Source organism: Gallibacterium melopsittaci (genome assembly GCF_042433085.1).
Taxonomy (GTDB): Bacteria; Pseudomonadota; Gammaproteobacteria; order Enterobacterales; family Pasteurellaceae; genus Gallibacterium; species Gallibacterium melopsittaci.
Genome location: NZ_JBHLWA010000017.1, coordinates 18,121 through 31,869, shown reverse-complemented (window position 1 = coordinate 31,869; position 13,749 = coordinate 18,121). Strand labels below are relative to the sequence as shown.

Sequence of the window (13,749 nt, the reverse complement as noted above, 5' to 3'; positions counted from 1 at the left end):
ATATATTCTTCTCAATAAGACCATTCAAAGTGAGCAAGCATTGTGTGTAGATTAAATGTATAAGAGTCAAGTAATGATTGCCAAGTTTTATCCAACTGATCACTAGTAATTTGTGAATATCGGTTAGAACGACGTTGAGGAGAATTATTGAGATTACTCATTTTAATTAATCTAATCAGATCAAAACAATTCTCTGTTAAGATTTTTCGCCAATTTTTTACTATTTTTTCATATTCTTGATAAAAATATATTCTCCCTGTTTTGCCTAATAAGCACCCTTCTTGTGTGGTGGAAAAATGTTCTGGGCGGAGTATATTCCGTTTAAAGCAACCTAAAAGCCAGTTATCAATTAAAGGACGTAATGGTTCAATAAGATCACAAGCCAATGATTCTCGTCCATAATCAATACCATGATAAAAGCCTATATAAGGATCAAGTCCAGCACCGTAACTTGCTAGAACTGCTTCGCTATGAAGTAAAGTATAACCAAGAGAAATAACCGCATTGAAAGGATCTTTTGGAGGTCGGCGATTACGTCCAGTAAAATTTAAAGATGATGGTAAATATAAATGTAATGCAGAAAAATAAACTGCGGCAGCACGTCCTTCAATCCCTCTTAATGAGGAAAGTGTAGTTTGATAGTCAATTTGTTCAATGAGCTGATCTAACTCTTTTGCTTTGGGGATAAGTAGGCATTTTTTACCTAGTGTAATATTTCCTGCTTGCCATAACCAATTTTTTTGAGTAATTATTTTTAGTTGTACTATTTTTTTTGCAAATTGCAAACAAAAGGTCTCATTATTGGCGAGTTCATATTGTACAATGCGACGAGCTGCATCATTATGTGGTTGTGACATAAATAACGTTGGTATGTTTTTTCTTCCTGATAGGCAAATAATACCAATATTTTTTTCGCCAAGTTTTGCTAAAAGTGAAGTTTGTAATTTGACATCACCTTTTAAATAGATTCGATCTATTGGAGCAAGCGGAATTGTTCCAATACGTTCGTTATTTTCATAGCAAATAAGCGTATCGCCACTAAGTTTTAATTCCATTCCTTTGCGATCGATATATAAGCTGGACATAAATTCTCCTCATATTAGTAGGAAAGGTTCTGTTGATTGTATATGTGCTTTACCATAAAGCATGGGATTGGTATTTGTATGTAATTGGAAGATAAATAATCGGTCCTCATCTAATTGCATTAATTTTCTTACCTCTTGTTTGAAATGAATTAATTCATGCTCGGTTAACCAACACTCATAAAATGATTTTTGTCCACCTATTGCATAAGATTCTACTTTTTTGTGAATACGATAAAGGCGTTTATGATCGGCAATATCGTAAGCAACAAGGTAACGAGTGCGTTGGGTGTTCATAGTATTACCTACGAATCATTTTCATCTATTTTCTCGTTAAGTATCATCCAAGCTACCGATATGGTAAGAATAACTACAAGTGTTTCTTTTGGAGCTTCTTCCATAGCTTCAGTTAATAAATCTTTAATGCCAGAGATAATAGAATTCATTTTTCGCTCCTTATGTTTGTTTGCTAAATAAAGTATAGTTGTTTTGTTATTATTTGGGGGATATTGCAAATTTGTAATTATCTATAATTTATTAGGAATTATTTTCTTCCATTTCCTTAAGAATTAGACATCCACCTAGAATAAGAATAGTAATCAAGGTTTGAGTTGGTCTTTCTTTGATAGTTTCAACTAAGATATCTTTAATGTCAGAAATAATAGAATTCATTTTTTGCTCCTTATGTTTGTTTGCTAAATAAAGTATAGTTGTTTTGTTATTATTTGGGGGATATTGCAAATTTGTAATATCCTAAGTTAATTTACTTTTATTTGTTTAATTAACTCGTTGAAATCTTTATTTTTTGCTAAATTATTTGAATTTTGGAAACGTGAATAATAATTTTCTATATCGTAGCCAAAACCTTCTGGTGCAAAAGCACTTAATTCTTCATCATCAATGTAATGACCATACTCAGCATTTAATTTTTTGCGTAAAGCATCAAGATTATGAATCCATTTTCTGCCATTTAAAATAAAGTAACGTCCATTAAAGGCATTTTCATCGGTGACTTCAATGTAACCTGCAATTAAAGCTTCAATTTCGCTATCTAGATAAGGATTAGTATTAAGAGTGGCTTTTGTGGTATTACATTGATTTAAATAAATTGCCATTACTTCATCTCCTATTGGTTGATAAGCATAGGATAGCGTAAATAATTTATTTAAAGTGATTTTACAAATTTGTAAAAAACGCCAAAAGGACGGTTAATTTTCAGGAAATTTTATTTAAATCACCAGGGATTTTTTCTTGAGATAATGCTCAATTTGGCTAATATCAATGGCTTCATTAGCTAATGAGAGTTCATAGAAAGATTGGTTTTGTTTAACATTGATCGATTTAGGCAAATAATGATTTAAGAATTCATTTTTGCCATCAACACCAAATGCCATTTCTAATTTTTTACGAATACCTGTGCGACAATCGCTTAATAAACCTTTTAAGTCAATCAAATTAGTTTGATGAGGCTCGGTATCAAAGCTATTACGAATAGTGTCAAAGACAGGAATAATTGGGTTACTTTCCTCTCTGCTTTCTAAATCAAGATAAATATATGGCTTATTGGATAATTTAAATAAGCAGATAGAGAGTAAGAAGGCATATTCTCTTGCAGTGAGAATAACCGTTCTTTTACCAAATTTCACTGCACATTCTGCATCATTATTTAAAAAAGTGATGCTCGGTGGTGCAAGTAATTCTTGGATCCGCTCAATAGATTGACTATAAGATAACTTATTATCTTTTAGTGCCAATGGGATACCCATACTTAATTGTACCCAAGGAATTTCTGCTAGCATTACTTTGCCATTTTGAGCGTCAAGCTCTATTCCTTTTTTATTGTAAATTTTATATGGGTAAGGTTTAGGATAATAAAATCCGTCGAGATTTTCAAACTCTTCCGAAACCAAGACATGCGAAAGGGTATCTTGTTTGCGTCCGTACAGCGACAATGCATAACCCAGAAAAAAGCCCATTGTTTTTCGTCCGCCTGCAATGGAAACGTGAATAGCGTTGTCAGGCTCAGCACAAAGTGTTGCCATTAGTCCGACAATTTGATCTGAGGCGAGCTGATTTTCCTCAGGTGTGCGGATATCTGGCAAAGGGTTGCCCTCTTTATCTTTGATGATATCAATACAGCTTTCATCAAAATGGATATGCGAAAAGCCATATTGCTCGCCATAATCGGCAATAAATTCCGCTAACGCGCCTTGGCTTTCTTTACGTCCACCCTCCTCACCTAGCAACACTTTCATTAGTTTGTTTTTGCCTTGTAAAGTGGTGATAACTCGAATGTCTGTTGGAATAATGCCTTTTTCTACAACTAACACATATAAAGTTTCTGTTACTACTGCAGGCGACATCCCAGTCACGGAGAGTAAGATGTTTTTGTTGATGTTTTGCATTATTAAATCCATGCTTGAATTAATTCTTTAATACGATAAATATCATCTTTTTGAATAATTTTAATATTCAATGCTTTTGCACGATTTGAAACACTTGTCGGTATTTCACAATAACTAACTAAACATTTTTTCGTCATTAATCCGCCATAATCTTTTAAAGTTTCTAATTTATATAGAATATCTTCACTTTTCACACCACCCTCTTTAGTCATTACTTGTGTTTTGCACTCAATGATATGTAATTTGTTTTTGGCAAGAAAAACAATATCAAATTCATTTTTGTTTCCCTTATTCTCATCAACATACTCATTTTTATTTAATTGATAGTTCTCATTAGCTACTTCTGCATTTAGCACTATTTCATCAATTTTTTTGATTTCTTTTAATTGTGTATAGACATAATTTTCTAACCAGCCACCATGAAGAAACTCATGATTTTTTCTTTGTTTAAAATTGATTGTTTCGCCGTTAAAGCTAATTATTCCACGATTATCCAAATCTGTTAAAAAAGCATTCAAATTTTTTATCCTAATATCTTTTTTATCCAGTGTATAATAATAACCATTACTCTCAGATAAAAACTTATTTAATAATGGTATTAAATTGTGGTTGCTTTTATAGTTTTTCAAAAAAGGTTCAAATGCTGATAGCCATTCTTTATTAACATCAGCACTTGGGTTATCTATCAAATTTTTACCATAAGCAGCTAAATACTCTTTTAATTTAATTTTAGTATTAAGTGGTAAAGGCGGTAGCCACCGTTTTTGCTCATCGCGACTTAAAAATAAAATACGATTTTGTTCAGTATCCACATAAAAAATAGATTTATCTAAACAATTAAAAGCTTCTACAGCAGCAATCGACATTAATTTTGTTCCACCTGTAATATTTAAAGCAATATTCTCATTTTCATACTTCTCAACCTCGTTAATAAATTGCTCTGTCGTTTTGGCAAAATCAAATTCATCAACTAGATCAACGAGAGTTACATTAATTCCCTTATCCTTAAAAACTTGTTTAAGAAAACCTGCATTCTTTTTCATTGAATTTGATACAAAAAAGACTGCACTTTTTGGCTGAAATTCAGGGTTAGAAACAGGTAATAAATTTGCTGCTGCTTGTGCTGAAATTAAACAAAAATGAATATCAAATCGCATACGTTTTTCCTTATTAATTTGCTTGAATATGAAATGGTATTAGCTGGCAGCCTTGCTGATTTAGCTCACCTGCACTGAGTTCTGCACCACGTTGTTGCTCACTAACATTAACTGCTAAAAATATAAACTTTGCCTCCTTTTCACATACTTGAGCTGCCAAATGCACAGGTAAAGTGCCAATAACAGTATCGCCTGCTTGGATTTGTGCAACATCTAAATGGGCTTCAAAGCGGTCAATTTGGATATTTTGTTGCTTAATCCAATCAATCGCACCTTGATGTCTTGAGATAAACCATGTTGTCATTATTGTATTTCCTTTTATATCTAACAAGCGGTCATTTTAGTACAAATTTTTGCCAAAATGCCCATTTACAAATTTGTAATGTAATAATGCCCTAAGCCAAATGTCGTATTTTTCCCATTATGTAGCCACTGCCCAATATAAAGCAATTTTGCCCACTCGCTTGACACATTTTCTAATTGCCATTTTCCCATTAAGCCCCCTAATGTCATTTTCTGTTTTTGGCGAGAGGAATAGCGAGTCCAATCTTGCCAATGTAATTGATGGGAGGATTTAATTTGAGGAATTTGTGCGATAAGCGTTGGAAAATCAAGTGCAATAGGCACGGCATGAAATTCCATTAACAAAGAAATTCGCTTTGCTAAGCTAATTAAAAAACGCTCTAACGTAATTTGATTAGCACGCAGTGGTTTGCCATTTTCTTGCAGACGAAGTGGCGTTTGAAAATCCAATTCCATTTGTGATGAAAATTGCTTAGGTAAGCAGACATAATCTTGATGATCGATAATGCGATCATTTTCCAAGATAGATTGTACTGGTTGATTTATTGGAGAAAGATATAGATTAGTCAAATTTGCCTTCCCCCCTGCTAAATCATATTCTAACGCCCGTTTAAAAGCGAAAGTGATTAACGGCAATTGGCTAATTAATTTGCCCACTAAAACCAGATGAAATTGCAATATCTCGCCAGTTTGATACTCTTTCACACCCCATTCAGGCGGTTCGATGATATAGCCATTTGGCACTTGGCTAAAATGCTGTAATTGGTGATTTTCGGGTGCAGGCGTTTCAAAAATATTGGTATAAGGGCAAGTGCGGTAAAGCGGGCAAGATTTACACTCTGGCTGCTTGGTCATACAACAAATTTTGCGTAACGCTCGCCCAAATACACCACGCAATGCAGATCCTGCATAGTCAGGCAACACAATTGGTTGTGTTACCTGAAATTGAAAACAGTAACGGGCGATGGGTAAGACACTTAATTTTTCCATATTTTATGATTTTTTAAGTCCGTATTTTTTGAATTTGTCAAAAGATTTTTTACTTAGCGTAATTTTATTATTTACGGCATTTAGTGTAATTTTCTCAATCAAGAATGCTTTATCTTCCTCATTCCATGTTTGAGCTGTTTCACAGAGCGTTTCAAACTGTATAAACTCTGGCGGTCGATTGCTTCCTTGTAAAGGCTGTCTAATATCAGCAAGCGTATTGAGCATTTCTAGTACAAGTCGTTGATTTTTATTTACTAAATTTAATGCTTTTTCCCTTTCAGCTAATTGTCGTTGTAAAGCTTGTTCCTCAGCTAGGCGTTGTTTTTTTTGTTCATGTTGTTTTGCCAATTCCGCTTCATATGCTTGTTGCTTTTGTTGTTTAATTTCGGCTTGTTGAGCGAAAAACGTCACTTTATCAAAAGTGTGATTAGCAGACTGCTGTTCACACCACTGTTTTAATGGTGCATTTTCCTGCCCGTCATTCAGCTCTAATAATGCCCAACCGAAAGGGTAAAGCTCCGATTGTTGGCTCTTGTTATTCCCTGCTAACCAAACAGTCGTTGAACGATCTAGGTATTTATTTTCCCTACCCTTACCAGTCATAATTTTAATTTTTGCCATTCCTTTCGCTTGGTAAATTTTGCTATCAGCACCATTTTTCCCTAAACGTACTAATGCCACATTATTATTGGCTAATAATGTTTTCACGCCATTAACCCAAACTGGCGAAATTAGTCGATAAGTCACAAGTCGCTCACACTCTTTTTCAAAAATCGGCAAGTGATACTCGGTTAAGCGCTTAAAATAGTCTTTTATTGTTAAAGGTGCCTCTTTCCAAAGTGATAATTCACTTTTAAATGCGTGAAATTGCCCAGCCACAATACATTCTCTGCGAAGCGGCACACCTTTACCAAGAATACCTTTTTCACTCATTTCTTTTTTAAAATTTAAGCTGTAATACACTTTACTTTGTATTGGCTGAGTTGGCATAAAATCGCTAAATTTTACCAAACGTAATTTGCTATCCTTAAACTCACCAAGATATTTTTTCAGCAAATCTTTGTGTTTTTCCTTAGTATCAGGATTGCCTCTTTTCCGATGTTCATTATCCAATAATACAGTTGCCAATGCACCTTTAAAGCTCGAACCTGGTATATAAGGCTCATTGATGCCAGCCAAATAGGCATTTCGCTCTATTGCTAAGTTGGAAATTACCTTATTACTGTTACTCTCACGCTGTGCGACTTTACCAATACGCATTTCCCACTCTTCTGCCACTCCAGCCCCTACACTGGCAATATAATGGGAAAACTCAGTAGCCTGTTTAGCATTTTTCTTAAAAAAGCGTTGAATAGCTAATAAATCACATCTTTGTGATAAATTTAATAATTCCGTTTTTTGTTCTTTTGATAGGTAAAGTTTGCTTGGTTCAAAATGATAAAGCACGCCTTCGTCAATCACATAATTCGTCGGCTCAAAATCCTCACCACAACCGATATGAATAGGGCTAAGTGGGGTGAGATAAACCTGATAATTTTGCATAAATTTTGTTGTCATTGGCTAATCCTTTTTCTCAAGATCAAAATCTAACATCACAGGAATAACAGGTGCATAGCCTTGATGTACTGCATTTGGCTGTTGAGAGGAAACCTGCGTTAATCCGTTACCTAAAAACAGACGTTCTTGCCATTGTGTTGGCGTGAAAATTGCCCCTGTTTTTGCCAAAATAATTGGCTTTTTAAATGGGCTGGAGTGTAAAGCAAACTCACCACCGTGTCGTCCAAAACGAGTTGTAATTTGGTAAAAACTGTGTGTTTTATCTAAGCCTAAATGTTGCGGTGCACTATTCGCTAAGGTTAAATAGGCATTTGCAGATTCTCGACTAAAATCAACCGCTTGTATGCACTCTTTATTTTGTACTTCAAACTTGCCCATACCCGTTGAAGCATCTCGCCCAAAGCCAAACTGTCCGATGTATTCAAATAATTGAAGTGCTTCTGGATAGCTTAATCGTACTTCATCAAGTACAAAATAGAGATCAAATAAGCTGTCAGGTTTAAACATGACTTGTGAAGTGGTGAAAGGCGCAAATTGCCCTGTACCTGTTGTTTGCGTTTGACGATCAATGGTATTGTGAAATTGAATATAGGTCTGTTTTGATACCACCTTTTTTTGAGAATGCTCTTTCTCTTGCTGTGCTTTTAAATAAGCCAATTCTTGCCACTGATTAAGCGGTTTATTTACCTCACTTACTGGCAAATAAGCAAGCTTTTTTAATTTCTTACGTTCAGCTTGACGATCTACATTACTTTCCCATTGCCAAAAAGCAGATGGCAAAGTTGGCAGAGGAATATAGTTATGCGGAAAAGCATCAGAAACTACCATAAAAGGTGATTGCTCTGCATAACCTTGTAACAGTTCCTGCAAACGCTGTTGCCCAAAGCAATGTACCACTGCCCAGCAGAGTTGCCCAAATAGCGTATCTCCCACCAGTGGTGTACCAAAGGCACTCAGCGGTTTTATCGTGATTTGATAAAGTTTCATCTTGCCCCCAATTGATTATGCAAAGGGATTAATATCGACTAACTGTTTACTCTCACCATTAATGGTTAAATCTTTAAACTCAACTTTGCCATAGCCTCGAGAACCTGAGCCACCAAGGCTATCTAGTTCAAGTAAACGTAAACCTTTAAGCAATAATTCTGGCAACTGATCTGGATCATCTTCAAACTGACGAAGTGTTACCTTAAAGCTAAATTCTGCCCCTGCAGGCACGCGTTCCATTTGGCGAGGATGGCCGGCTGTTGAGGTAATGCGGTCAATGGTATTTTCACTTTTCGCTTCCGTTGCAAGTAAGTTTTCATCATTTAAGCGTTTTTTCCATGCTTCTGTAAATTCACAATCCCAAAAAGCAAGGCGAGATACGCCAATTTCAGACACTTGTTGTTCTTGATTTTTCACATCACCACTTATACCGAAAAGGCGTAAAATATTTTTCACCGCCTCTGCATTATCCCCTGTTGCCTCTTTAAGCGTTAAAGGATTACTTTGTACTGCCCCACTTCGCCATTCTAACAACGAACGGATTTTACCTTTTAAACTCGAACCGGGAATATAAGGTAGTCCTGTAATTGGATTTTTAATCACGGAATTATCAATGCCACCAATGTGCATTTCGCTATCACCTGCACCAATATGTAGCCCTGTTTTTAACACAAGTGTTGCTTTAATTTCGATAATATTTTGTAATTTCATTTTTCAATCCTTCCCTTAATCCAATAGTTATTCAAGCTCATAAAGTTTGCAGTAGCCGATTACCGCTTCCATAAAAAGTTTTGCATCTCGTAACGTTTCAACGTCTTTAATTTGATCAATCACACAGTCAAACACGTCACTGAAATCACTATTCACATATTTTCGTCCTTTAGCATAGGCAACTTTCGCTTTTAACATTTTGATAAATGGCACTAACTCTTGATATTTTTCCTGTTTATCTGTAGCTTGTTGCACGCGATCATTCCACATCACTAATTCATCATAAAACTTACGAATTTGTGTTGTTTTATTCACATCTTTACTGCTTTTTATTTTTTGGGCTTTATGATCTGCAATATCAGAAAATAATAGTTCCGATTTATTTTTGCCAAATTGAATATCCTGTGTCATATGTACCTCTTATTTACGGTTTAAATAAAAATAATTAAATAGTGGAATAATAAAATGTGCCTTATAACGTTCAATACCTAAATGCCCAAGAGAATGGGTAACTTCTGTTAATGCACGTTCTCTTTTTTCTTTATTAAGCTTATCAACCACATAACGAGCGGTACGATAATAAAAGCGACTTCGCCACATTGTATCTTCAAGATTCTCACTTGCTGATTGTTTGGCAAGATGAATTAAGCTATACAAATAAGAAGTCGAAATCTTATATTCTTGTGCCAAGCGCTTAATTTCACGTTCTAGCTCATTTAATGTGATCGCATTCATCCAACTTAACGGCATTTGATAAAGGGTTACAGCGTTTTTACCCTCAACTGCTTTCGCTTGTTCTAATGCATCTTCTGCCATTTCGCCCATTCTCGGCACAGGTACTCCTACTTTAGTCATGACCAATCCTGCTGAAAAATGAATATCTGAATTTTTAGCCACATAGCGTTTAAAATAAGCTTGCATATCAAATGCTAATTTTTGTGTAGAATACCAAGGCCCTATTAAAAAGAAGTCATCACCGCCCGCAAACACGGTGTACATATTAGGATTATGTTCTGCACAGTAAGCAGGTAACCATAAGCTAAAAAATTGATTCATTTGGCGAGAAAGAGCAGACATTTTGGCAAAATTTGCTTTTTCTAAACCTTTTTGGAAAATAGTGCCTAAATTATCTACATCACCTTTTAAGGTCATTAATGCTGCTTGCCCAACGTAGCCTGTATGCTCATCTAGCACTTGACGATCTTCACAAGCTAAATAATCAAAGGTTTTAATTGCATATTTTTCACCATCTTCTTCAACGTTTTTATATTTTTCTTTATCCACTAATTGATCATTGTCAAAATAAGGAATATAAGCATTAATATAACGTCTGGCATAGCCATTCCAAATTTCTTGCTGAGTATTTTTTGGCAACTCAAAATCCCATAACCGTTTGATTTGTAAAGCTTTTGCTGGTGCGCTAAATTTCCCTGTAATCTCTTCTGTATCAGTAAAAATAACCCGATAACCAAATATTGGCAGATGTAAAAGCTGTGTTGCTTGGTTTTGGTAAATATCAGCATTTTCGTTACACACAATTATTCGATGTTTTGTTACTAAATTTTTCCCAATCGCAATTTGATCAGCTGAAATTAATGATGCTCTTTTTTCAATTTTTTCTTCTTCTTTTTTTTCTCGAGCAGGAAAATATTTGTTATATGGACATACACCAAAAGGATACTCTACGTTTTGCACTGAAATGGTGCTTTCAGTTAAATCTAAACGTTGTAATTTAGTCCACTCTAATTCCTGAAATAGTGCCTTCATTAGTGAACTAAAATTCGTTGTTGAAAAATCCGCTTGGCTGATAGCTTTCATTGCTAAACCTAAGCCCACCAAACCGTAAGTATGCTTAATAAACCATTGATTTAATTCTGCTTGAACCTGATTAATTTTCTGTTTTATTTCATCAGTATTGGGAGCAATGATTAAAAATTTACCTGCTGCATTCATTAATTGACTTGTACTTGGTAATTCACAGGTTTCTAAAATTTTTAATGCTGCTAATTCAGTGAATAGTGAAACTTGGAAAGAACGTCCTCGTAAAATTTTAGCTGCTTGTTTATTGGTTTCACTTCCATCAGAAAAGATAAAATCTTGAATGCCAAAGAAGTCGCCTTGAATTAATAATAATGGTTTATTACTATCTGATTGACTTAATGCTAATGAAGTCGCTAATGCAGTAATAGTCTTAAGCTGATCATAAAGAGATATATCTTGCTGATATTGAGAAGGAATATTACTAGTAAAGCATTGTAATGCTGTATCAAAATGATCGAGCCATAAAGGTAAATTTTGTTTATGAGATTGAGGAATTTTATTTAGTTGTTGAATGAAAATTTGCCAAATATCTTCATTGCTATCTAATTTTCTCTCTTTAGGGAATATGCTTTCCGCTGAAAGTGGTGCAGCAGAATAGAAATAATGACTTATATGTGTATCTGTTTTATTGTTCTCAATATGAATATGTTCAAACAAACTAGATAAAGCGTGATATTTTTGTTGAGAAGACATATCTGCATTAAAAGCAAGTTTGATCGCTTTATTAAAAACTTCATCTGATAATGCTGATATATTTGATTTAAATTCAGTGGGTAGATAATTTTGTAATTGGTTAATGATTTCTGGTGCAGCTGCTTTCAATCCTTTATATAAGCAACTAAAAGCAATTTGACATGATTGAGTAACAGACATTTTTTGCTCCCTTTTTGTTAAATTGGGTATAAGTATAATACTTAATTAGGGTAAGCAAAAAAATTACAAATTTGTAATTCTGAGAGCTAGCTCTAAGAATTTTGTAAGGAAGTTTATTATAAAATTCTTATCACAAAGGACTCTCAATCTGCAATGCTTCATTAATATGCAAAATTGAAAGGATTAAATAAGAACGGATCATTTTTTCCCAGCGGATAATTTTGACTTGATCGAGTAGAGAATCGGAAGAATTTTGTTTTGGTAGAGGATCTTTAATAAATAAAGATTCTTTAATGCAATGGAGATGTTGGATAAAGTTTAAGAACATGGGATCGCTAAAAGATGCCTCTTGTTCTTGATTATTAATGGTATCTTTTAATTTAATAAAAGCATTAATATCTTCAAAAATTTCTTTTGAAATGACACCTAACCCTAATAATACTTTTAGGCGGATTTTAAAATCAAATAAAGGGCCTGAATGTTCGAATAAAGATTCAATAACAGACTCGACAACAAAATCTGTTTTACGGAATACGCGATTGATTAAATGATCAATGGCTTCATCAAAGATAGTTACTGCTGCGATAATTAAACCACGTGCAGTGGTAACTTCATTCAATTTCTCTTCGATCATTAGACCCTTTTACCACATTAAAAAATTATTTGTTTAATACTGCATATGCTTGTGCAATTTCTGCAAAGATTGCTTGATCTTCAAGTCCTGTATATTTGGCTAGAGTTGCCATTACACCTTCAGTTGCTAGTGTCTGTTGTAATTCAACGGCTTGTGGATCATTTGCATTGGTATAGCAAAGTGCTGCAGCAACGGCTTTACAAATCATTGTATGTGGTAATTGATATTCCAATGTGCCACGTAATGGTTTGATAAGGCGGTCATTATAGCTGAGTTTACGTAAAGGTTCACGTCCAACACGATCAACATCATCTTGTAAGTATGGATTGGCAAAACGTTTTAGTATTTTTTCAATATAAGCTGCGTGGGCGGCAGGGTCGAAATGATAACGTTTGATTAAAACTGCACCGCTTTCTTGCATAACTGCTTTGACTTGTTGTTTGATATTTTCATCATCAATTGATTGTTTTACGAATTGGTAGCCAGCAAGTTTACCTAGATAAGCAGTAACAGCGTGTCCTGTATTTAAAGTAAATAACTTACGTTCAATAAATGCCATTAAGTTATCAGTTCGTTCCATGCCTGGAATAGTTGGAATATCGCCTTTAAATTGGGTTTCATCAACAATCCACTCACTAAATTCTTCTACGGTAACTTGTAACGGATCTTCTGCGTTTGCTTCTACTGGCGGAACAATTCTATCCACTGCAGAATCCACAAAACCAACATATTGGCTTACCAGTTGTTGTTCTTGTTCTGAAAGATGGCTAAAAATATGTTCTTTTAGATTTGTTGTACCACGAACCATATTTTCACAAGCAATAATATTTAATGGTTGGGTATTACCTTGTTGAATACGAGCAAGTAAACCTTGTGCTAAAGATTTTGCAATAATTTTAAGTACACCTGCACCAATAGCAGTAGTAATAAGATCAACTTGTTGAATTTTAGCTAGTAATTCATCTTGATTAGCCGAATTTAGACCATCAACATTGTTTACAATTTCAATACGATTCGCACCATCACCAACGATTTTTACTGAATAAGATTTTTGTTTATTCAATAAATTAATCACGGTTTCGTTAATATCGGCAAATGTAACGTGGATACCTGCATCAGCAAGTAATTTACCAATAAAACCACGTCCAATATTACCTGCTCCAAAATGTAATGCTTTCATTATAAATCTCCTAAATAAAAAAGAACGTAGTGATATCACTACGTTCCCT

The 13,749-nt window shown here is 34.5% G+C and carries 16 protein-coding genes; all 16 read right to left on the bottom strand.

All coding sequences use genetic code 11. The features are described 5' to 3' along the window. Positions 1 to 11 precede the first annotated feature (11 nt). The gene (gene cas1, locus ACFFHT_RS04300) at positions 12 to 1,085 is read right to left on the bottom strand and encodes a CRISPR-associated endonuclease Cas1 (RefSeq protein WP_382373798.1); all 1,074 of its coding nucleotides are present in this window, start codon (positions 1,083 to 1,085) and stop codon (positions 12 to 14) included. Between the two features lie 9 nt (positions 1,086 to 1,094). After that, positions 1,095 to 1,379 (bottom strand): CRISPR-associated endonuclease Cas2, encoded by a 285-nt coding sequence (cas2, locus tag ACFFHT_RS04295; protein ID WP_382373796.1) that lies wholly within the window; start codon positions 1,377 to 1,379, stop codon positions 1,095 to 1,097. 8 nt (positions 1,380 to 1,387) lie between these two features. After that, a complete protein-coding gene (locus tag ACFFHT_RS04290) occupies positions 1,388 to 1,528 on the bottom strand; it encodes a hypothetical protein (protein WP_382373794.1) in 141 nt (46 codons plus the stop codon). Positions 1,529 to 1,619: 91 nt separating this feature from the next. Then, positions 1,620 to 1,754 carry a hypothetical protein gene (locus ACFFHT_RS04285; protein WP_382373792.1) on the bottom strand — a complete coding sequence of 45 codons (135 nt, stop codon included), beginning with the start codon at positions 1,752 to 1,754 and terminating at the stop codon, positions 1,620 to 1,622. 86 nt (positions 1,755 to 1,840) lie between these two features. Then, positions 1,841 to 2,197: a hypothetical protein gene (locus tag ACFFHT_RS04280; RefSeq protein WP_382373790.1), complete on the bottom strand. Its 357-nt coding sequence runs from the start codon at positions 2,195 to 2,197 to the stop codon at positions 1,841 to 1,843. A 114-nt stretch (positions 2,198 to 2,311) separates the two neighbouring features. After that, entirely contained in the window at positions 2,312 to 3,487 is a 1,176-nt protein-coding gene (gene csm6 / locus ACFFHT_RS04275) for a CRISPR-associated ring nuclease Csm6 (protein ID WP_382373788.1), read from the bottom strand. Positions 3,488 to 3,489: 2 nt separating this feature from the next. After that, the gene (locus tag ACFFHT_RS04270; RefSeq protein WP_382373786.1) at positions 3,490 to 4,644 is read right to left on the bottom strand and encodes a Card1-like endonuclease domain-containing protein; all 1,155 of its coding nucleotides are present in this window, start codon (positions 4,642 to 4,644) and stop codon (positions 3,490 to 3,492) included. 13 nt (positions 4,645 to 4,657) lie between these two features. Beyond that, on the bottom strand, positions 4,658 to 4,948 hold the full coding sequence (gene csx16 / locus ACFFHT_RS04265) for a CRISPR-associated protein Csx16 (RefSeq protein ID WP_382373784.1): 291 nt from the start codon (positions 4,946 to 4,948) through the stop codon (positions 4,658 to 4,660). Positions 4,949 to 5,013: 65 nt separating this feature from the next. Continuing rightward, positions 5,014 to 5,937 (bottom strand): CRISPR system precrRNA processing endoribonuclease RAMP protein Cas6, encoded by a 924-nt coding sequence (gene cas6, locus ACFFHT_RS04260; RefSeq protein WP_382373782.1) that lies wholly within the window; start codon positions 5,935 to 5,937, stop codon positions 5,014 to 5,016. Positions 5,938 to 5,940: 3 nt separating this feature from the next. Next, the gene (gene csm5 / locus ACFFHT_RS04255; protein WP_382373780.1) at positions 5,941 to 7,494 is read right to left on the bottom strand and encodes a type III-A CRISPR-associated RAMP protein Csm5; all 1,554 of its coding nucleotides are present in this window, start codon (positions 7,492 to 7,494) and stop codon (positions 5,941 to 5,943) included. Between the two features lie 3 nt (positions 7,495 to 7,497). Next, the gene (csm4, locus tag ACFFHT_RS04250; RefSeq protein WP_382373779.1) at positions 7,498 to 8,481 is read right to left on the bottom strand and encodes a type III-A CRISPR-associated RAMP protein Csm4; all 984 of its coding nucleotides are present in this window, start codon (positions 8,479 to 8,481) and stop codon (positions 7,498 to 7,500) included. Positions 8,482 to 8,496: 15 nt separating this feature from the next. Continuing rightward, positions 8,497 to 9,192, bottom strand: a complete 696-nt coding sequence (gene csm3, locus ACFFHT_RS04245) for a type III-A CRISPR-associated RAMP protein Csm3 (protein WP_382373777.1) — start codon at positions 9,190 to 9,192, stop codon at positions 8,497 to 8,499. A 27-nt stretch (positions 9,193 to 9,219) separates the two neighbouring features. Next, entirely contained in the window at positions 9,220 to 9,603 is a 384-nt protein-coding gene (gene csm2, locus ACFFHT_RS04240) for a type III-A CRISPR-associated protein Csm2 (RefSeq protein ID WP_382373775.1), read from the bottom strand. A gap of 9 nt (positions 9,604 to 9,612) precedes the next feature. After that, positions 9,613 to 11,886 carry a type III-A CRISPR-associated protein Cas10/Csm1 gene (gene cas10, locus ACFFHT_RS04235; protein WP_382373773.1) on the bottom strand — a complete coding sequence of 758 codons (2,274 nt, stop codon included), beginning with the start codon at positions 11,884 to 11,886 and terminating at the stop codon, positions 9,613 to 9,615. 130 nt (positions 11,887 to 12,016) lie between these two features. After that, complete coding sequence (locus ACFFHT_RS04230; RefSeq protein ID WP_382373771.1) at positions 12,017 to 12,520, bottom strand: MltR family transcriptional regulator; 504 nt, start codon at positions 12,518 to 12,520, stop codon at positions 12,017 to 12,019. Between the two features lie 25 nt (positions 12,521 to 12,545). After that, on the bottom strand, positions 12,546 to 13,700 hold the full coding sequence (locus ACFFHT_RS04225; RefSeq protein WP_382373769.1) for a mannitol-1-phosphate 5-dehydrogenase: 1,155 nt from the start codon (positions 13,698 to 13,700) through the stop codon (positions 12,546 to 12,548). Positions 13,701 to 13,749 lie beyond the last annotated feature (49 nt).